Below are 20,084 nucleotides of genomic sequence, written 5' to 3'. Positions count from 1 at the left end.
TTTATGGCGACCTTGTATTGGGCGGGAGATGTCATATATAAGGGTTTAACAAATTGACCAGATAGTATGACGGAGATTAAGAAACGTGGCCGAAGTTGAAATTTATACGTCCGCTCTTTGCGGTTACTCGCACCGCGCCAAGCACCTGCTGGGCAATAAGGGCGTCAAGTTTGTCGAGTACGATGTTACTTTTGACCGGGCAAAACGCACGGAGATGACCGAGCGCGCCGGTGGCAAGACCTCGGTGCCGCAGGTTTTTATCGACGGTAAATGCGTCGGCGGCAGTGACGATCTGATCGAACTGGATCTTGATGACGAACTCGATCCAATGCTCGGCATTGCTTCGTGAGCAACCCATTCAAGGTCGCCTGTATTCAAACCAATTCAGGTTCCGACGTGACCGCCAATCTGGCTACCGCGATCGACCTTGCCCGACAAGCCAGCGCCGCCGGTGCCGATCTGATCGCGCTGCCTGAAACCGTTAATATCATGGCCCCGGACCGGGCCTTTCTAAAAGCCAACATCCAGCCCGAAGAAGGCAATCAGGCATTGTTGGCCTTTGCCGATCTGGCCCGTGAAACCGGAGCCTGGGTGCTGATTGGATCAATACTGGTCGATGTGCCCGGCAGCGAAAAGATGGCCAATCGCTCGTTGCTTCTTGACGCGGACGGGGCCGTGCGCGCCCGTTATGACAAAGTCCACATGTTTGACGTTAATTTGGGCGGCGCTGAAACCCACCGGGAATCCAATCATTATAATGCCGGTGGGGAGTCTGTCCTGGCCGAAACGCCCTGGGCGCCGCTCGGCATGACGATTTGTTACGATTTGCGCTTTGCCTATTTGTACCGCGCCCTGGCCCAGGCCGGTGCGGCGATGATTTCGGTACCTTCCGCCTTTACCCGGGTCAGCGGCGAAGCCCATTGGCATGTCTTGCTTAGGGCCCGCGCCATCGAGACAGGCTGCTACATTATCGCCCCGGCGCAATGCGGGGATCATCCCGGCGAGCGGAAGACCTTTGGCCATTCGCTGATTATCGATCCTTGGGGGCAGGTACTGGCCGATGGTGGCGAGGAAACGGGCTTTATTATCGCCGACATTGATCTTGCCAGGGTGGATGAGGCGCGCAGTAAAATCCCGGCTCTTACCCATGACCGGGATGTTTCTGTAAGCAAAAGTTAGTCGGCAGTTTCAGGATGCACGCGCAGGGGTTCGGGTTCTGCATCATCACGGTGGCTTGGCCCACAGGCCTTGACCGCGCACAACCGCTGGATGACCCCTGGCAACGGCCCCTTTTCGACAATGCCGTGCTCATAAGCGACGACCTGAAGAGCACCTTCGGTCAACGCCAGCAATTCACCACTTTTCAAAAGATGATCGGGATTGCGTGGACGGGTGAAGCGTTCATTTCCACGGGCGAAGGTTTCGTATATCAGGACCCCACCGGGGGCCAATGCCTCAAGCAGAGATGCCAGCAACGGTCGGTACAAGTAATTGACGACAATAACGCCATCAAACGTGCGCCCGGCTAACTCTCCGGGCTTCTGGAAAACCGGGGCATCCTGTTCAAGGTCAGCGTTGATAATCTGACAATCCGGATTTCCAGCCAGATCCTCCAGTGCTTCGGTCGAACGATCAAGGGCCACCACTTTATGGCCAAGGCCCAGCAGGTGTCGTGTATGACGACCACCGCCGCAGGCCAGGTCGAGGGCGGTGCCGCCGACCTTGATAAGCGGTGCAAAGCGGACAACCCAGGGCGACGGGTCGGTTATGCGCAGGTGGCGCGGTGGGCCAGAGGGATCAGAATTATTTGCCATTTGTTAAGTGGTCTTCCTCTATTGTCTTGTTGAGGGTACTATGGTTCCCGAACAATATCCTTTTATGGGCGGCAAGATAAATGATTCACTTTCAGCTTAAATGCTCACGCAAGCATGAATTCGAGGCCTGGTTTCGTTCCAGTGCTTCGTTTGACGAGCAGTGCAAGCGTGGTGATGTGGATTGCCCGGTGTGCGGCGATATCGAAATTACCAAGGCACTGATGGCGCCCAATATCTCGACTACTGATAAACCTTCCGGAAATGATCCCGAAAAGCGGGCCAGGGAAGTGGCCGAGCAAATTCTCAATGCGGCCGGTAAATTGCGCGATGTGATCGAAGAAAACAGTGAATTCGTCGGTGAAGAATTCGCCGATGAGGCACGCGCCATTCATTACGGCGATGCCGAGGAACGCGACATCTACGGCACCACCACCGACCAGGAAGCCGAAGAACTTGACGAAGAAGGCATAGAATTCTCCCGCCTGCCCTTTCGCCCGCGCCGCCCGCGCCGCAACGACTAATACCTTATTGCGAATTTTCAGGCGCGAAGGATGAAGTAGCGGTCTTCGAGAACCCCTTCGGGCAGAGGCTGGATTGACCAGCCATCCAGTTCAAGCACCTGGTCAGAGACGATCACTCCACCCGGGGCCATCAGTTTCTGCAAGACCTGTGACAGGAAGGCCGATGTCGCCTTGTTGACGGCCTCATCGCCGGTGGAGCCAAAGTCGGCATGGGCAAGGGCTGCCGGGGCTCCCATAAAACTTAATGCGTTGGGAAGCGTGCTGGAAAAATCACCGAGTATTAAATGGTCGTCGTCGGGCGTGCTTTTTGGATGCGCCGTAACCTGGGCATCGAAGGCGAATATTTCACGCTCTGGCAGAATCTCGCGCAGATGGTCATAGGTCCGCCCGTTGCCCAGCCCAAGCTCAAGCACCGGGCCGGGAACAGAGGCGATCAAATCGGCGACATGACCCAGGCAAATGCGTTGGGCGGTGAGGCGGCGAATAACGCTATCGAGGCGGCTCATGAAATTTCTGCCAGTGCGCAATATGTGATCATAAGCGCTTCGCGGCACTAACCAGATAATTGACATCCAGGTCTTTGGACAAGGACCAAGTGTCCTGAAACGGGCTGTAAACCATACCTTGAATATCACTGACCTCGACACCGTTGGTCTTGAGACCCCGGGCCAGTTCTGACGGCTTCACAAACTTGCGCCAGTCGTGGGTGCCTGTGGGTAGCCAGCGCATAATGTATTCAGCACCGACCTTGGCCAGTGCAAAGGCTTTCAGGGTTCGGTTCAGGGTTGATAGCACCATCACCCCGCCCGGCTTGACCAGGGCGGCGCTTGCCGCGAGGAAAGCATCGACGTCGGCGACGTGCTCGATAACTTCCATGTTGAGAACCACATCAAAGGTTTTCCCGGATTTTACAAGCTCTTCGGGCAATTGCTGACGGTAATTGATGTCCAGATCGCCTTGCTGCGCATGGAGGCTGGCAATGGCGATGTTTTTGTCGCCGGCGTCAATGCCGCTGACGTTGGCACCCAACCGGGCCATGGGTTCGCAAAGCAGACCGCCACCGCAGCCAATATCGATTAGTTCCAGCCCCTTAAACGGCTCTTTTTCCATGGGGTCACGGTTGAAATGGGCGCAAACAAAATCGCGGATATAGGCAATCCTCACCGGGTTGATCTGGTGCAGGGGCCTAAACTTGCCGTTTGCATCCCACCAGGTTTCAGCCATGGCGGTAAAACGTGCGACTTCCTCGGGCGATGCGGTCGTTGATTTGCTGTCAGTTTCCATAGTCACTTGTTACGTGGCAGGGTTGCTTCAATTTGGCGATTTAGAGTATGTATACGCGCCCGTCGCCTCTGGGCAAGTCCCTTGATCATTTTAGCAGATTTTCGGCGGCGTTTCGGCGGTTAATTTTGAAGGTTGATATGGCGCGTCTGGTTTTAAAATTTGGTGGTACATCTGTCGGCGACCTTGATCGTATCAAGGCGGTTGCCGTACGCGTCAAAGCCGAAGCCTCCGCCGGTAATGAAATCGCGGTGGTGGTCTCGGCAATGTCGGGGGTGACCAACCGTCTGGTTGGCTATGTTGAGGAAATATCCCCCCTTTATGACGCCCGTGAATACGACGTGGTGGTTTCATCGGGCGAGCAGGTAACCTCGGGCTTGCTGGCGCTTGCCTTGCAGGAACTGGGTGTTAAGGCCCGTTCGTGGCAGGGTTGGCAAATCCCCGTCCATACCGATAGCGCCCACGCCAAGGCGCGCATATCATCGATTGAAGGCGGTGATCTGATTGCCTGTATGAAACAGGGTGAGGTTGTCATTGTCCCCGGTTTTCAGGGCGTCGCCCCTGATGGCCGCATTTCGACACTGGGACGCGGCGGCTCCGATACCTCCGCCGTTGGTCTGGCCGCAGCACTTGAGGCTGACCGCTGCGATATCTACACCGATGTTGAAGGCATCTATACAGCAGATCCCAGAATTGTCGCCAAGGCCCACAAACTGGATAAAATCACTTACGAAGAAATGTTGGAGATGGCATCGGTCGGGGCCAAAGTGCTGCAAACCCGTGCCGTCGAAATGGCGATGAAACATGCCGTGCGCCTGCAGGTGCTGTCATCGTTTACCAATAAACCCGGAACACTTGTCGTTGATGAGGATGAAGTCGTGGAACATGAATTAGTCAGCGGAATTGCCTACTCTCGTGACGAGGCCAAGATCACCCTCGTCAAAGTCGCCGATCGTCCCGGCGTTGCCGCCCGCATTTTTGGCCCCCTGGCTGACGCGAGCGTCAACGTGGATATGATCGTCCAGAACGTATCGGACGATGGCAAGGCGACGGACTTGACCTTTACCGTCACCCGCAGCGATCTTGAACGCGCCGTCGACATAATAAAGCAAAATAAAGACGACCTGGGTTATCAGGATCTGGCCAGTGATTCTGATGTGGTCAAGGTTTCGGTGATCGGTGTCGGCATGCGCTCTCACGCCGGTGTTGCCCAGCGCATGTTCAAGTCGCTGGCCGATGAAGGCATCAACATTCAGGTCATTTCGACATCGGAAATCAAGGTCAGTGTCCTGATCGCCGAAGAGTTCACCGAACGCGCCGTTCGTGCTCTGCATACGGTTTATGGCCTGGATGCCGAGTAATCTGATGTCAGTGAAAACCCCCGATCAAAAGCTTAAAGCCCTGTGGGCGCGCGGAACGGAATTTCTTGGCTGCCCCCATGCCATTATGGGCGGCGCCATGTCGTGGTTGTCAGAACGTAATCTGGTTTCGGCGATTTCCAACGCTGGTGGTTTTGGCGTTATTGCTTGTGGCGCCATGACTCCTGACTTGCTGGGCCCGGAAATTGCGGCGACACAGGAAATGACTGACAAGCCTTTTGGCGTCAACCTGATCACCATGCATCCTGAACTTGATGGGCTTATTGATGTTTGTATCGAGGGGGGCGTTTCTCATGTCGTGCTGGCCGGTGGTTTGCCTGCTGCCGCGTCCATTGCCAAGTTGAAGGAAGCGGGTATCAAGGTCATTTGCTTTGCCCCGGCCCTGGCGATTGCCAAAAGGTTGATAAGAAACGGCGCTGACGCACTGGTTATTGAAGGTGCAGAGGCCGGTGGCCATATCGGCCCCGTTGCAACAAGTGTTCTGGCCCAGGAAATCCTTCCCCATATTGCCGATGTTCCGGTCTTTATCGCCGGTGGTATCGGCCGCGGCGAGGCTATTGTCTCTTATCTTGAAATGGGCGCTTCCGGATGCCAGTTGGGCACCCGCTTCGTTTGTGCTGAAGAGTGTGTTGCCCATGCGGATTTCAAGAAAGCCTTTATCCGCGCCAACGCCCGTGACGCGCTGACCACCGTTCAGGTCGATCCAAAATTCCCTGTGATCCCGGTTCGTGCCCTGATCAACGAAGGCACCAAGCGTTTCAACGAAGCCCAGCGTGAAGCTGCCGCGCGGGTTGAGAAGGGCGAGGTTGAATTGAAAGATGCGCAGTTGGAAATTGAGCATTTCTGGGCCGGTGCCCTTAAACGCGCCGCCATTGACGGCGATGTTGAAAACGGCTCCATGATGGCGGGTCAAAGCGTCGGCATGGTTTCGGAAGAACAATCGACCCGGCAAATTATTCAGGACTTGGTCGCGCAAGCCGTTCATTGCCTGGAAGCAAGGGAAAGCAAATAAGGGCATCCCTTTGAAGTTTAAAGGTTGCTGCCTTATCTCTTTGTTATGACAACACCACAAAACCCAGGTTCCCAGATGTCGCCAGTGTCGCGCCGCTTGCTGTCGCGGGTGCGCGATGTCATGGCCGGTTCGGGTGCGGCGCAGCAACAACTCGATGAAATTGTCCTGATTATCGCCGCGGACATGGTCGCCGAGGTGTGTTCGGTTTACGTCATGCGCGCCGGTGAAGTGCTGGAACTGTTCGGCACCAAGGGCCTCAATGCCTCTGCTGTGCATAACACCCGGCTTCGCGTCGGTGAGGGCCTGATCGGTCTGATCGCCGCTCAGGCCCGCCCGTTTGCCCTTGCCGATGCCCAAACCCATTCTGACTTTGTTTTCCGCCCGGAAACTGGCGAGGAACTGTACCATTCCCTAATGGGTGTGCCGATTTTACGTGGTGGCCGGGTTGTTGGTGTCATTGCTGTACAGAACCGGACCCGCCGTAATTACAGTGACGAGGAAGTCGAAATCCTGCAAACCGTCGCGATGGTGCTGGCCGAACTGGTTGGTGGCGGTGACCTGATCAGTCGCGATGAGTTAATGCCTGCCGATGGTAATGCCTTGTTGCCACTGCGTCTTGAGGGCATCACCCTGAACCCCGGTCTTGGCGTTGGTGTCGCCGTCTTGCACGAGCCGCAGTTTCATATCAGTCAAATGGTCGCCGAAGATGTCGACCATGAACATCAACGCCTGCGCAATGCCGTTTCGGAAATGCATGGCGCCCTGGATGACATGATGGAGCATTCCGATCTGGCAGGTGCGGGGGAACACCGTGAAATTCTTGAATCTTACCGGATGATTGCCGAGGACGCCGGTTGGTTCGCCCGTATTGATGAGGCTGTTTCAAGTGGTCTGACGGCGGAGGCGGCGGTTCAGAAAGTCCACAACGACATCCGCGCCAAAATGAACCAGGTTACCGATCCTTATTTGCGTGAAAGGGTCCATGATCTGGAAGACCTGGGGACCCGTCTGCTCCAGCATTTAGTCGGCGCAAATGGCAGCAATGGGGCCATGCCTGATGATGAAACTGTGAAGAATGCCGACAGCGTTATCCTGATCGCCCGTAATATGGGACCGGCGCAACTGCTCGACTATGACAGATCAAAGCTGGATGGACTGGTGCTCGAGGAAGGTTCTGCGACGGCCCATGTGTCGATTGTCGCCCGCGCCCTTGATATTCCGGTCGTCGGTCAGGCGCGCGGTGTCCTCGATATGATCGAAACCGGCGAACCGGTTATCGTCGATGGCACCAATGCCCAGGTTTTTGTTCGCCCCGGCGAAGAAGTGCGCCAGCGCTTTAAAAACAGCGCCCGGGTACGGGCTGAACGCAAGGCGTCCTATGCTCAGCTACGTGACCTGGAAAGTGTTACCCGCGATGGGGTGCGCATCAACCTGAACATCAATGCCGGGCTTCTGATTGATTTACCGCATCTGCATGACATGGGGGCTGACGGGGTCGGGCTTTACCGCACGGAAGTGCCGTTCATGGTCAGATCGGATTTTCCCGGCGTTGACGATCAGCGCAATATTTACGCCAAGGTGCTTGAACAAACCGATGGTAAACCGGTTGTCTTCCGCACCCTGGATGTGGGGGGCGATAAAATACTACCCTATTGGGATGCCCAGGACGAAGAAAACCCAGCCATGGGTTGGCGGGCCATTCGGATTTCTTTTGATCGGCCTATGTTGCTACGCCAGCAGTTGCGCGCGCTTATTCAGGCAGCAAGTGGAAGGGATCTGTCGGTGATGTTCCCGATGATTGCCGAAGTACCCGAATTTGATCAGGCACGGGCCCTGCTCGATCTTGAACTGGAACGCGAAAAAGAACATGGCGCCGAGATGCCGACCTCGATCAGTGCCGGGGTGATGCTGGAAGTGCCCTCGCTTTTATTCCAGTTGCCGTCTTTGCTGGAACGAGTCGACTTTATTTCGGTTGGCAGCAACGATTTATACCAGTTTCTGTTTGCCGCCGATCGGGGTAATTCCCGCCTGTCTGAACGTTACGACATGCTTTCCCCACCGGTGATGTCGCTGTTGCAAGACGTGGTTTTCCGCTGCAATGAAGCCCAGGTGCCTTTAAGCCTGTGTGGGGAAATGGCGGCCAGCCCCCTTGATGCCATGGCGTTAATCGGTATCGGGTTTCGCAATATTTCCATGCAGCCAAACGCCATTGGGCCGGTTAAGGCGATGATCCGAAGCCTGGAGGTGGAGCCCCTATCGCAATACATGGATACCCTGTACAACTTGTCCCAACACAGTCTTCGCGGCAATCTTCGCGCCTTTGCCAAGGATCATGGCATTACTGTTTAGCGCTTGAAAATTCTCAATATTTCGTCAGAATACGTTTAATTCCGCCGCTTTCATTTACGGCATCGGTTGGACGGATAATCAAGGCTGGGCATCCACAATCCTTTTTCGTTTCCAGCATCGCAAGAATTCAGGAAAGCCCATTACAGGCTTTCTTTGGGAATTGGAAATGGCCTCTACGGAACCTAACAACGAAACTCAGGAAGACGACAGAGATAACATTGGCGGTGTTGGCGCTCTTTTGAAGGCATCACGGCTCAGGCTGGGCGATGATCTGCGTTACGTCGCTGAAACCCTTCATATCCGCTTTATTTACCTTGAAGCCATTGAGGCCAGTCGTTACGAGGAATTACCGGGCCCTGCCTATGCGATTGGGTTTATTCGTTCCTACGCCGACTATATGGGCCTCGACAGTGATGAGGTGGTTCGCCGCTACAAGGTTGAAAGTACCGGCGAGGCGGGAGACACCAAACTTGTATTCCCGGTGCCGATCCCTGAATCGAGCATTCCCGGCGGCGCCATTGTCTTCGTTGGTGTTGTCATCGCCCTTTTGACCTACGGCGTTTGGTATGTGAGCACGGCCAAAGATGGCTTCCTGGCCGGTCTGGTGACGCAGGTTCCCGACCGCTTAAGCGAACAAAAACAGGCAGAAGAGCCAGAAATAAAGGTTGAACCCGTCGAACCTGTCCCTGAAGTGGCCCAGACGGAAGAACCTGCCGAGGCTGCCGAACAACCACCCGAGGAAACCGATAAAGAAGCTCCTGAAATTGCCGAGGTTTCGAGTACACCGGTTGAGGAAGCACAACCTGAACCCGTTTCCGAACCCGCAACTGAAGCAAGCGAAGCAAGCGAAACAAGCGAAACAACTGAAGCAACTGAAGCAACTGAAGCAACTGAAGCAACTGAAGCAAGCGATGTAAGCGAAGAAACCGAACAATCTGTTCAGGTTGTTGAGGAGGTTGAAGAGGTTCAACAAGCGGCTGTTGCTGAAGTCGAGACTGACTTTGAGAACGTTGAGACGGTGGTTAGATCGGCGCCGACAGAGCCCACTTCCGGTGAAACAGTTCAGGCTGTCGTTCTTGAAACGACGGAAGCAACTGAGGTCGTTCAGGCTGTCGCCGAAGCAACCCCCGAACCCAGTACCGAGGCGGTAGAGGAAGAAACGGCTGCAGAGCCTGAGCCTGAACCTGATCCGGAACCAACACCTGCGGTAACAGAAACCGCCAGTGCACCAACCCAGACACCAACGACGCCAGATGCCCAGGTCTACGGCGAAGAGAACGGCAATTCCCGGATTCTCGTCAAGGCCCATAAGAACAGCTGGATTCAGGTTCGCGATAATAATGCCAATCGCCTGTTGTTGACCCGTTTGCTCAGGGCTGGTGACAGCTACCGGGTGCCTGATCAACAGGGCCTGGTCCTGTTAACGGGCAATGCCGGCGCATTGGAAATTTATGTAGATGGTGAAAAGGTGCCGGATTTGGGCGAAGCCGGTAAAGTTCGGCGTAATGTGACCCTGGACCCGGATTTATTGCGCCAGGGTTCCGCCGCAAATTAGTGGTTACAGGGATTTAACAGGTGTCTAACGTTCTCCAACCGTCCAGACGCGCCAGCGTTGCGGTACCAATTGGTTCTCTTACTGTCGGTGGCGAGGCCCCCATCATCGTCCAGTCGATGACCAACACGGACACTGCCGATATAGACGCTACGGTTAGCCAGATCGCGGCATTGGCCGAAGCCGGATCGGAATTGGTGCGTCTTACCGTAGACCGCGACGAAGCCGCCAAGGCTGTTCCCCATATTCGCGACAAGCTTGATGCACGGGGCGTCTCAGTACCGTTGATTGGCGATTTTCACTACATCGGCCACACCTTGCTGGATGACAATCCGGGTTGCGCGGAAGCCTTGTCCAAGTACCGTATCAACCCGGGAAATGTCGGGTTCAAAGGGAAAAAAGACAGCCAGTTCTCATCAATGATCGAAACAGCCCTGACATATGACCGACCGATCCGCATCGGCGTCAACTGGGGCAGTCTGGATCAGGATCTGGTCGTCGCCCTGATGGATGAAAACAGCAAGCGGACGCAACCGCTGGAGGCTGCCCTGGTAACCCGCGAAGCGCTTGTCCGCTCCGCCCTTGATAGTGCTGAACGTGCCGGAACATTGGGCATGGGGGCTGATAAAATTATTTTGTCGTGCAAGGTCAGCGGCGTACAGGACTTGATCGCCGTGTATACCGAGTTGGCCGGGCGCTGCGACTACGCCCTGCATTTGGGTTTGACGGAAGCGGGCATGGGCTCCAAGGGCATCGTTGCCTCAAGCGCCGCCATGGGTATTTTGCTGCAAAATGGGATCGGCGATACCATTCGCGTATCCCTGACCCCTGAACCGGGCGGTGAGCGCACACAGGAGGTCATCGTCGCACAGGAAATGCTTCAAACCATGGGATTGCGCTCCTTTTCACCCATGGTTATTGCGTGCCCCGGCTGCGGTCGCACCACCAGCACGGTATTTCAGGAACTGACTCAACAAATTCAGGACCATGTTCGGACTTCCATGCCCGAGTGGCGAAAGGCGTATAGTGGCGTTGAAGATTTGAACCTTGCCGTAATGGGCTGTATCGTGAACGGCCCGGGGGAAAGCAAACATGCCGATATTGGTATCAGTCTGCCAGGAACGGGTGAGGAGCCTGCGGCCCCTGTATTTATTGACGGCAAAAAGGAAATGACCCTGCGTGGCCCTGCCATAGCCGAAGATTTCAAGAAAATCATCGACGATTACATAACAAGCCGCTACAAGCCCAAAAGTTAAGGAGTTTCGAGAATAAGATGTCGACGTTGCAGCCGGTTCGCGGCACCCACGATCTGTTAGCTGAAGACAGCTTACGCCATCGTAAGGTCATCGATACCGTGCGCGACATTTCCGGTCGCTACGGTTTTGATGAAATCGAGACGCCGATTTTTGAACGTACGGAAGTTTTCGCCCGCACCCTCGGCGACACCTCCGACATTGTGACCAAGGAAATGTACACCTTTGAAGACAAGGGTGGAGATTCGCTGACCCTGCGGCCTGAAAACACGGCCGGTGTGGCGCGCGCCTTTATCTCCGGCGGGTTGGCCCAGTCACTGCCTCTGAAATTTACCTATCAGGGATCCATGTTCCGCTATGAGCGCCCCCAGAAAGGCCGCCTGCGTCAGTTTCATCAAACCGGCGCGGAAATTCTCGGCGTTGAAGGGCCGCTGGCCGATATCGAAATTATCGCCCTGGGTTCTCACTATCTTGAAGCCCTCGGGGTCAGGGATAAAACGCTGCTTGAACTGAATTCCCTTGGCGATACCGAAAGCCGTACCGCTTATCGAGACATGCTTGTCGATTACTTTCGCAGTCATTTTGATGAACTTTCCGAAGACAGCCGTGACCGCCTTGAGCGCAACCCCTTGCGTATCCTCGACTCAAAGGATCAGGGTGATCGGGCGATTATCGAAAATGCGCCGTTGATCAGCGACAGCTTTAATGATTATTCCCGTGATTTTTTCGAGACAGTCAAGCAGGGCCTCGATGTGGCCCGGGTTGAATACACCCTAAACCCCAGGCTGGTTCGTGGCCTGGATTATTATTGTCATACGGCTTTTGAATTCACCACCACCGAACTGGGTGCCCAGGGCGCGCTGGTTGCGGGGGGGCGTTATGACGGCCTGATCAAGCAGATGGGTGGACCGCCAACGCCGGGTGTTGGCTGGGCTGCCGGTGTCGAACGTCTGGCCATGATGATTGATGATCCGGAAGGCCGCGCCCGTCCCATCGCTATGGTTCCCCTTGGCGCAGAAGCCGAGATCAAGGCCCTGGGCCTGACCCAACGTTTGCGCCAGGGTGGCTTCAGCATCGAACTGGGTTATTCAGGAAATATGAAAAAACGCATGAAGCGGGCAAATAGCGTGGGTGCGGCGGCCTGTGTTATTTTGGGCGAAGACGAACTGGCCAAGGACGTCGCCACCGTCCGAAATATGGAAACAGGTGATCAGGTAGAGGTGCCTCTGGCTTCGTTGGAGGACCACCTGGCCGGCTATCGTTAGCGACGCCATGACAGATAACCCAACCCCACCTCTTTTGCTGGATGGTCGTGCGCTCGTTGTTGGCGCCAATCATCGTTCCAGTTCGATGATTATGCGTGACCGGCTGTTTGTCGAAGACACGGCTGCGCCCTTTATACTTGAGCGTCTGAAAAATGCCGGGATCGAACAAGCCCTGGTGCTCTCGACGTGTGACCGGGTCGAGGTCCAGGCGTTTTGCAAAGCCCCGGTTATTAGTGAAGAACAAACAGCCCGCCTGATCATCGAAATTCTGGCCGAACACGGCGAACTGGGCCCGTCGGAAATGGACGGACAGACCTATGTTCACTGGGATCAGGATGCGGTACGGCAAATCTTTGCCGTGACCTCATCTCTCGACAGCCTGATTATTGGCGAGCCGCAGGTGCTGGGACAGGTCAAGGCGGCCCATCGTATCGCCAAGAAGGTCGGGATGGCCTCAGGCGGTCTTGAATCAATCCTGCAGGCGGCATACAGCACAGCCAAAAAAGTGCGTAACGAAACAGCTATAGGCGAGCGGCCGGTTTCGATTGCGGCGGCGGCGACACAGCTTGCCGGTGATCTGCATGGCGATCTTGATAAATGCACGGTGGTGTTGGTTGGCGGCGGTGAAATGGGCGAGCTTATCGCAACCGATATGATGGCGGTGGGCTTGAGCAAACTTGTCGCCACCCATCCAACGCAGCGCCGTGCTGAGGAAGCAGCTCAGCGTCTGGATTGCCACACCAGCCTGTTTGAAGATCTTGCGACGCTTTTGGCCGAGGCTGATATTGTGCTGACGGCGCTGGGGCGGCGACGCCAGGCGATCACGGCTGAAATGGTCGATAACGCCATATCAGCACGCCGTCACAAACCGATCTTTCTGATTGATACGGCCATTCCAGGTGATATCGACCCCCAGGTCGAGCGCATTGAAGACGCTTTCCTTTACAGTCTGGATGACCTTGAACGCGTTGCAATGGAAGGCAGGGCCGGGCGCGAAAATGAATCCGGTGCGGCGTGGGACATCATCGATGCTGATGTTGATGTCTTCGTGCGGGGTCACGCCGAACGAACAGCAGTTCCGGCGTTAAGCAAACTGCGTTCCCACTTCGAGGGGATGCGCGAACAGGCCCTTGCAGATGGTGGTGGAGACGCAGAAAAGGCGACCCGGTTATTGATAAACCGGTTGCTGCACGGTCCCTCTGAACAATTGCGTCAAGTAGCGGGGGATGGACCAGATTCCGCCTCATTGCAGGAAATTGAAGAGATTATCGACCGGCTGTTCAGCCTTGATGACGATGAAGAAATTTAGGAGTTAGCGTAAAGTGAGTCTGAACGAGAGTTTGCAAAAAGTTGTTGCTCGTCATGAAGAGTTGAGGGAATTGATGTTAGCCCCCGATGTTGCTTCTTCGTCCGATTTTGTCGACATGTCCAAAGAATATGCGGAACTGACCCCTATCGTTGAGGCCATCGCCAATCTGGATTCGGCGCAGGGGGAAGCTGCCGATCTTGCGACCATGCTGGCCGATCCGGAAACCGACCCTGAAATGCGCGAAATGGCGGAAATGGAATTTCAGGAATTAAAGGAAACAATACCGGCCCTGGAAAAAAATATTCAGATCCATTTGCTGCCCAAGGACGAAGCCGACGCCAAGAATGCGATCCTTGAAGTTCGCGCCGGTACCGGTGGCGAAGAAGCGGCGCTGTTTGCCGCTGACCTGTTTCGCATGTATCAGCGCTATAGCGAAACCCAGGGCTGGAAATTTGAAATTATGGCCATGAGCGAAACAGGGATCGGCGGCTGCAAGGAAGCCGTGGCTTCCGTCACCGGTCGTGGTGTGTTTGCCAAATTGAAATTCGAATCAGGCGTTCACCGCGTTCAGCGTGTTCCAGCGACAGAATCGGGGGGGCGTATTCACACATCGGCTGCGACCGTCGCGGTGATGCCCGAAGCCGAAGATGTGGACGTCCAGATCGAAGATAAAGATTTGCGCATTGATATTTTCCGGGCCAGTGGTCCGGGTGGGCAGTCGGTCAATACCACGGACAGCGCCATCCGCATTACGCATCTACCGACGGGTCTGGTTGTTATCCAGCAGGATGAAAAATCGCAGCATAAAAACAAAGCCAAGGCGATGCGGGTGTTGCGTTCCAGGCTTTATGATCATGAGCGTCAATTGGTCGATGCAGAACGGGCGGCTGAGCGTAAGAGTCAGGTTGGATCGGGTGACCGTTCCGAACGTATCCGGACCTATAACTTTCCCCAAGGGCGGGTCACCGATCACCGTATCAATCTGACCTTGCACAAACTTGATCGCATCATGGACGGTGAACTGGATGAAGCCATTGACGCCCTGACGTCAGAAGATCAGGCGAGCAGATTGGCAGAAATTTCGTGACAACCACGGGTGAGGCGCTTGAGGAAGCCGTTGGGGCCCTTACCAGAGCCGGTGTCGACGATCCACGCCTCGATGCCCGTCTGCTTGCGGCTTTCGCCCTTAATCGTGCGCCTGAGCACATCTTCGGGTTTCCAGAAGTTGAGCTTGAAGCTGATGAACGCGACCATCTGCGCGATCTGGTAGCCCGGCGGGTAGCCCGCGAACCGTTGGCCCTGATCACCGGCGAAAAAGAATTCTGGAGTCTTCGTTTCGCCGTTAGCCCCGCGACCCTGATCCCCAGGCCGGATTCTGAAACACTGATAGAGGCGGTTCTTGGAACTTTCCCCGATAAGACGGCACCGGTAAAAATTCTTGATCTTGGCACCGGCTCGGGCTGCCTGCTTTTGTCTTTGTTGCATGAATATGAAAACGCCAGGGGTATTGGAACCGATATCAGTGAGCAGGCATTGCAGGTTGCTCGCGCCAATTCAGAAAATCTCCAATTTGCGGGTCGGGCAGATTTTATCCTCGCCGATTGGAACGATGGCACGGGTGACTTTACCGACTTCCATATCGTTCTCTGCAATCCTCCATACATACCGGTGGGCGACAGGGATTCATTGCAGCCGGAAGTCAGTCAGTACGAACCCGGTGGCGCTTTGTTTGCCGGGCGTGACGGCCTGTCGGAATATTCCACTCTAGTCGCTTTGTTACCCGGCCTTCTTAAGGAAGGGGGTTGGGTGTTTTTTGAAGTAGGGGCCGGTCAAGCCGAAGCCGTTGCTCAAATGTTGCGCGGGACGGGAATGCACAGTCTCGACATTTCTCCTGATCTTGCCGGTATCGGGCGTTGCGTAAGGGCAAAATTATAAATCTTCGATTTTTTAAATTAACTGTTGGAATATGGGGTCATCCAGACTAGTTTCTTAACTGAAGGTGGTCAGGAGTTGACCACGGGGACCGGACGCTTGGGGCGTCTTGAAAGGTCCCATTCCCCACGTTACAGCCGATCCGTTAGTTATTTTCGAGATGGATATTGGTGGTGCGGGCTTGCGGAAACGAAATGCCGTGCACGTTGGTGGAATTTACTCAGACAATACATTAATGATCGCAGTTGGCTGTCGTTGATCGCCAAACTGTCAATAGAGATACAGGTTCCATGAAACAAACGACAAATTCTCGTCGCGGGCGCGGTCGTAATAACGGCAAGCGTAATTCCAATCAAAATTCCCGGGGTAGGAATTATGATGGCGGCGGTTCTGATACCAAAATTCGCGGTTCGGCTCAGCAGGTCCTTGATAAGTATCTGGCGCTTGCTCGCGATGCCGCAGTCGCCGGGGACAGGATAGCCGCAGAGGGTTTCCATCAACATGCTGAGCATTATTTCCGGGTTCTTAATCCTGAGCAGGGCGACGATGGGGGACAGAACGCAAATCAGCAAGACCACAAGCCGCGTCATCAAAATAAACCAAGACAGCAGTCCGAAAATCAAGTCAAGCCTGTGGATGCCAATGTGACACCATCAGAGCCTGTGGCTGAATTGACCCAGGTTGTCGAAGTCGCCGAAGTCGCGGATGTAACGCCGCCAGAACCTGTTCCTCCCGTCGCCGAGCTGACGTCTACCGAAATGGTGGAAAGTGTGGAAGAGGTTGCCGAAGAAAAACCACGTCGTCGTGGCCGCCCGCGCAAAGCTGAAGCTGCTGAACCTGCTGCTTAATCAGTAACGTTGAGTGTATCATCGACAGCGAAGGTGCCGGCCTCCGTCACTTTCGCAAAAATTCCCATATCCGTATGACCGAAACCCTCGTGAAGGGTTTTAACGAGGTTTTCATCGCGCTCGCCGCTCATCGGATTGACGTTGATGGCAGGACACCTGCCTGTCCGTTCTTCGACGATCAATCCGGCGCTGCCGCAGGTGACGTTTTTGCCGATCCAGTTGAATTCCGACCACGCCTCAATACCGTCAATCATGATATTGGCGCGAAACCGGGTTGGCTCTATTGGTTTACCGAGAACTCTTTCCAGGTCACGGACCGAGGCCAGATTGATGATCGAAATCATTTTTCGTTTCTGATCGCTAAAGGCGGTCTCGCCCTTGGCTTCAACCAGCCGCGGTTTGCCGTGCGCCTCTTCTTTCATATAGGCAGAAAAGAAATCCTCGACCATGGCCCGACCGACAGGGTCCGTCAGCTTGCCGCGGGCGACCTGTTTGCCGCCGCGCAGAATTCTCAGGTCATTATCTGCTTCGTCAAAAATTGTTTCCAGTGCGGCCAGTTTTTCATTTTTCATGAGCATCAGGAAACTGTTTTTTGGCAGCCAGTGTGGTGTTGCGCTATCGAACAGGGTTGACGACAGGGCCAGTGCAAAGCGCCGGTCTCCTGGTATGGCATTTGCCGCCTCGACCTGGGTTTTGTTTAATCTTTCCGGGCTAAGGCCTTTAACAGGGAAGCGCCAGATACTGGAAATTTTTGCGATCATTGATCAACAATCCGCGTAACCTATTGAATTGTCAATCAAGTTGAATATTCTTAAAGCAATCACGGCTACCCTTGCGATGGCGGGTATTTAGTCCATATTAATCTTAACCAATGACAATATGATGTTCCGGCATTATCAATTAGAAAGGTTTCGGATCGAATGGATTTCGAAAAATATACGGAACGCTCGCGTGGGTTTATCCAGTCGGCGCAGACTTTGGCCGCACGCACGGGTCATCAGCAACTGACGCCGTTGCATATTTTAAAGGTTCTTCTTGATGATAAAGAAGGCCTGGCCAGCAACCTGATTGGCGCCGCAGGAGCGGACCCGGTAAAGGCGTTCAGCGCTGTTGAAGCGGAGCTGGCAAAATTGCCCAAGGTCGAAGGCAGTGGCGCCGGACAGGTTTACCTGTCCCAGGAAACCGGCAAACTTCTTGAGCAGGCCGAGCAAATTGCTGAAAAAGCCGGTGACAGTTACGTTACCGCCGAACGCTTGCTGCTGGCCCTTGTCCTGGCGACCGGGACGGCTGCGGCCAAGGCGCTGGGCGATGCAGGTCTTACCCCCCAGAATCTTAACAAGGCTATTGAAGACGTGCGCAAGGGCCGCACTGCCGACAGCGCCAACGCTGAAGACACCTACGACGCCTTAAACAAATACGCGCGCGATTTAACCGCCGCCGCCGCAGAAGGAAAGATCGATCCGGTTATTGGCCGCGACGAGGAAATTCGTCGCACAATCCAGGTCTTGTCTAGGCGAACCAAGAACAACCCGGTCTTGATCGGTGAGCCCGGGGTTGGCAAGACGGCGATTATTGAGGGATTGGCCCAGCGCATTGTCAATGGTGATGTCCCTGAAACCCTGAAAGATAAAAAACTGATGGTGCTTGACCTGGGGGCGTTGGTCGCCGGGGCCAAGTTCCGCGGCGAGTTCGAGGAACGCCTGAAAGCAGTGCTCAATGAAGTCACCCAGGCGGCCGGCGAGATCGTCCTGTTTATTGATGAAATGCATACTCTTGTCGGTGCCGGTGCATCAGAAGGCTCCATGGATGCATCGAACCTGATTAAACCGGCCTTGGCGCGCGGTGAACTGCACTGTGTCGGGGCGACGACACTGAACGAGTATCGTAAGTATGTGGAAAAGGACGCCGCCCTGGCGCGGCGCTTCCAGCCGGTTTTCGTTTCCGAGCCAACGGTCGAGGATACAGTATCGATCTTGCGCGGCATTAAGGAAAAGTATGAATTACACCACGGTGTGCGCATTGCCGACGGGGCCCTGGTTTCGGCGGCAACCCTTTCCAATCGTTATATTTCAGACCGGTTTCTGCCCGATAAGGCGATTGACCTGGTTGACGAGGCAGCCTCGCGATTACGCATGGAGGTTGACAGCAAGCCCGAAGAAATCGACGAGCTGGATCGCCGCATCATTCAGTTGAAAATTGAACGCGAGGCCCTGAAAAAAGAAAACGACGATGCTTCAAAGGATCGCCTGATCAAGTTGGAGGATGAACTGCTTGAGCTTGAAGCCCGCTCGGCAGTGCTGACGCAAAGCTGGATGTCGGAAAAAACGGCGCTTGCCGATGCAACCAAATTGAAAGAAAAGCTCGAACAGGCCCGTATTGCCTATGATAGGACCTTGCGTGAAGGGGAGCACGAGAAGGCGGGTGAGCTTCAGTACGATCTTATTCCGCGCCTGGAAAGCCAGTTACGTGAAGCCGAGGCGGCTGAAGATAATTCCATGCTTGAAGAATCCGTAACCCCGGAACATATCGCCGCCATCGTCTCGCGCTGGACCGGCATCCCTGTCGATAAAATGTTGCAGGGTGAACGTGACAAATTGTTGGGCATGGAAGATAACCTCCGCCTGCGGGTTATCGGTCAGGAGGAAGCCCTTGGTGCTGTCTCCAACGCTGTCAGGCGGGCCCGCGCCGGATTGCAGGATGCCAGCCGACCCATCGGTTCTTTCCTGTTTTTGGGACCAACCGGTGTTGGTAAAACGGAGTTGACCAAGGCATTGGCGGAATTCTTGTTTGATGACGAACAAGCCTTACTGCGTATCGATATGTCCGAATACATGGAAAAACACGCCGTTGCGCGCCTGATCGGCGCCCCGCCGGGCTATGTTGGCTATGACGAAGGCGGTGCCCTTACCGAGGCTGTCAGGCGCAGACCTTTCCAGGTTATTCTGTTTGATGAGGTCGAAAAGGCCCATCCCGATGTTTTCAATGTTCTATTGCAAGTCCTTGACGATGGTCGGCTCACCGATGGCCAGGGCCGCACCGTCGATTTCACCAACACCATGATCGTGCTGACCAGTAATCTGGGCGGTGACATTCTGGCGGCCCAGGACGAAGGCCATGACAGTGAAGAAGTTCGCACTCAGGTGATGGAGGTAGTCCGCGCCGCATTCCGGCCGGAATTCCTGAACCGTCTGGACGAGGTCATCCTCTTCCACCGCCTGTTCCGCAGCCACATGGACGCAATTGTCGATATTCAGCTTGCCGGTTTGGAAAAGCTGCTTGAAGACAGGGGCATCATCCTTGAACTGGACAGTGCGGCACGTGCCTGGTTGGCAGACACCGGATACGATGCTGTTTACGGGGCCAGGCCGTTGAAACGGGTCATCCAGCGCAGTCTGCAGAATTCTCTGGCAGGATTGATACTGGACGGCAGTATCAAGGATGGTGAGCGGGTCGCGGTATCAGCCGGTGAAGAGGCCCTGACCATCAACGGCAACAAGGCCGTAGCCGCTTAAAATCACTGAAAATAGGTCTTTATGGCCTCTGTGATGCCCGTCACTGGCATCGCTTTG

The 20,084-nt window shown here is 54.9% G+C and carries 18 protein-coding genes; 14 read left to right on the top strand and 4 right to left on the bottom strand.

Features of this window, described 5'->3' with window-relative positions; genetic code table 11:
* Nucleotides 1-85: 85 nt before the first annotated feature.
* Together grxC and HOL66_07170 are read left to right on the top strand one after the other, a co-directional pair.
* Nucleotides 86-349 carry a glutaredoxin 3 gene (grxC, locus tag HOL66_07175; GenBank protein MBT5244009.1) on the top strand — a complete coding sequence of 88 codons (264 nt, stop codon included), beginning with the start codon at nucleotides 86-88 and terminating at the stop codon, nucleotides 347-349.
* The gene (locus tag HOL66_07170) at nucleotides 346-1,179 is read left to right on the top strand and encodes a carbon-nitrogen hydrolase family protein (protein MBT5244008.1); all 834 of its coding nucleotides are present in this window, start codon (nucleotides 346-348) and stop codon (nucleotides 1,177-1,179) included. The genes grxC and HOL66_07170 overlap by 4 nt, the downstream gene beginning before the upstream one ends.
* On the opposite strand, the gene HOL66_07165 is transcribed toward HOL66_07170, so the two are convergent.
* Entirely contained in the window at nucleotides 1,176-1,814 is a 639-nt protein-coding gene (locus HOL66_07165; GenBank protein ID MBT5244007.1) for a class I SAM-dependent methyltransferase, read from the bottom strand. The two genes, HOL66_07170 and HOL66_07165, sit on opposite strands and share 4 nt — an antisense overlap.
* An 80-nt stretch (nucleotides 1,815-1,894) precedes the next feature.
* On the opposite strand from HOL66_07165, the gene HOL66_07160 reads away from it, so the two are divergent.
* Nucleotides 1,895-2,335, top strand: a complete 441-nt coding sequence (locus HOL66_07160) for a DUF1178 family protein (GenBank protein MBT5244006.1) — start codon at nucleotides 1,895-1,897, stop codon at nucleotides 2,333-2,335.
* A gap of 17 nt (nucleotides 2,336-2,352) precedes the next feature.
* Here the strand turns inward: HOL66_07160 and HOL66_07155 are convergent, their stop codons facing one another.
* Complete coding sequence (locus tag HOL66_07155; protein MBT5244005.1) at nucleotides 2,353-2,841, bottom strand: hypothetical protein; 489 nt, start codon at nucleotides 2,839-2,841, stop codon at nucleotides 2,353-2,355.
* A gap of 28 nt (nucleotides 2,842-2,869) precedes the next feature.
* A complete protein-coding gene (ubiG, locus tag HOL66_07150) occupies nucleotides 2,870-3,619 on the bottom strand; it encodes a bifunctional 2-polyprenyl-6-hydroxyphenol methylase/3-demethylubiquinol 3-O-methyltransferase UbiG (GenBank protein ID MBT5244004.1) in 750 nt (249 codons plus the stop codon).
* Between the two features lie 137 nt (nucleotides 3,620-3,756).
* Between ubiG and HOL66_07145 the strand changes: the two genes are divergently transcribed.
* The 10 genes from HOL66_07145 to HOL66_07100 all read left to right on the top strand — a co-directional run bounded on the left by HOL66_07145 (nucleotide 3,757) and on the right by HOL66_07100 (nucleotide 16,515).
* Nucleotides 3,757-4,977 carry an aspartate kinase gene (locus HOL66_07145; GenBank protein ID MBT5244003.1) on the top strand — a complete coding sequence of 407 codons (1,221 nt, stop codon included), beginning with the start codon at nucleotides 3,757-3,759 and terminating at the stop codon, nucleotides 4,975-4,977.
* Between the two features lie 4 nt (nucleotides 4,978-4,981).
* Nucleotides 4,982-6,007 carry a 2-nitropropane dioxygenase gene (locus HOL66_07140; GenBank protein ID MBT5244002.1) on the top strand — a complete coding sequence of 342 codons (1,026 nt, stop codon included), beginning with the start codon at nucleotides 4,982-4,984 and terminating at the stop codon, nucleotides 6,005-6,007.
* Between the two features lie 75 nt (nucleotides 6,008-6,082).
* Nucleotides 6,083-8,356, top strand: coding sequence for a phosphoenolpyruvate--protein phosphotransferase (gene ptsP, locus HOL66_07135; protein ID MBT5244001.1), 2,274 nt, complete (start codon nucleotides 6,083-6,085; stop codon nucleotides 8,354-8,356).
* A 166-nt stretch (nucleotides 8,357-8,522) separates the two neighbouring features.
* Nucleotides 8,523-9,911, top strand: a complete 1,389-nt coding sequence (locus tag HOL66_07130) for a DUF4115 domain-containing protein (GenBank protein MBT5244000.1) — start codon at nucleotides 8,523-8,525, stop codon at nucleotides 9,909-9,911.
* A 20-nt stretch (nucleotides 9,912-9,931) separates the two neighbouring features.
* Nucleotides 9,932-11,164: a flavodoxin-dependent (E)-4-hydroxy-3-methylbut-2-enyl-diphosphate synthase gene (ispG, locus tag HOL66_07125; protein ID MBT5243999.1), complete on the top strand. Its 1,233-nt coding sequence runs from the start codon at nucleotides 9,932-9,934 to the stop codon at nucleotides 11,162-11,164.
* 17 nt (nucleotides 11,165-11,181) lie between these two features.
* The gene (locus tag HOL66_07120) at nucleotides 11,182-12,426 is read left to right on the top strand and encodes a histidine--tRNA ligase (protein ID MBT5243998.1); all 1,245 of its coding nucleotides are present in this window, start codon (nucleotides 11,182-11,184) and stop codon (nucleotides 12,424-12,426) included.
* A gap of 7 nt (nucleotides 12,427-12,433) precedes the next feature.
* Nucleotides 12,434-13,735, top strand: a complete 1,302-nt coding sequence (locus HOL66_07115) for a glutamyl-tRNA reductase (GenBank protein MBT5243997.1) — start codon at nucleotides 12,434-12,436, stop codon at nucleotides 13,733-13,735.
* 13 nt (nucleotides 13,736-13,748) lie between these two features.
* The gene (prfA, locus tag HOL66_07110) at nucleotides 13,749-14,822 is read left to right on the top strand and encodes a peptide chain release factor 1 (GenBank protein MBT5243996.1); all 1,074 of its coding nucleotides are present in this window, start codon (nucleotides 13,749-13,751) and stop codon (nucleotides 14,820-14,822) included.
* Complete coding sequence (gene prmC / locus HOL66_07105; protein ID MBT5243995.1) at nucleotides 14,819-15,670, top strand: peptide chain release factor N(5)-glutamine methyltransferase; 852 nt, start codon at nucleotides 14,819-14,821, stop codon at nucleotides 15,668-15,670. The genes prfA and prmC overlap by 4 nt, the downstream gene beginning before the upstream one ends.
* Nucleotides 15,671-15,957: 287 nt before the next feature.
* Nucleotides 15,958-16,515 carry a DUF4167 domain-containing protein gene (locus HOL66_07100; GenBank protein ID MBT5243994.1) on the top strand — a complete coding sequence of 186 codons (558 nt, stop codon included), beginning with the start codon at nucleotides 15,958-15,960 and terminating at the stop codon, nucleotides 16,513-16,515.
* Here HOL66_07100 and HOL66_07095 read toward each other — a convergent pair.
* Complete coding sequence (locus HOL66_07095) at nucleotides 16,512-17,276, bottom strand: MOSC domain-containing protein (GenBank protein ID MBT5243993.1); 765 nt, start codon at nucleotides 17,274-17,276, stop codon at nucleotides 16,512-16,514. The two genes, HOL66_07100 and HOL66_07095, sit on opposite strands and share 4 nt — an antisense overlap.
* A gap of 159 nt (nucleotides 17,277-17,435) precedes the next feature.
* Here HOL66_07095 and clpB point away from each other — a divergent pair, with 159 nt between their 5' ends.
* Nucleotides 17,436-20,027: an ATP-dependent chaperone ClpB gene (clpB, locus tag HOL66_07090; GenBank protein ID MBT5243992.1), complete on the top strand. Its 2,592-nt coding sequence runs from the start codon at nucleotides 17,436-17,438 to the stop codon at nucleotides 20,025-20,027.
* Nucleotides 20,028-20,084 lie beyond the last annotated feature (57 nt).

The sequence above is a fragment of the Rhodospirillaceae bacterium genome (assembly GCA_018662005.1).
Taxonomy (GTDB): Bacteria; Pseudomonadota; Alphaproteobacteria; order Rhodospirillales; family JABHCV01; genus JACNJU01.
Note: the sequence above shows the minus strand (reverse complement) of the source record. Positions and strands in the feature narration are given on the sequence as shown.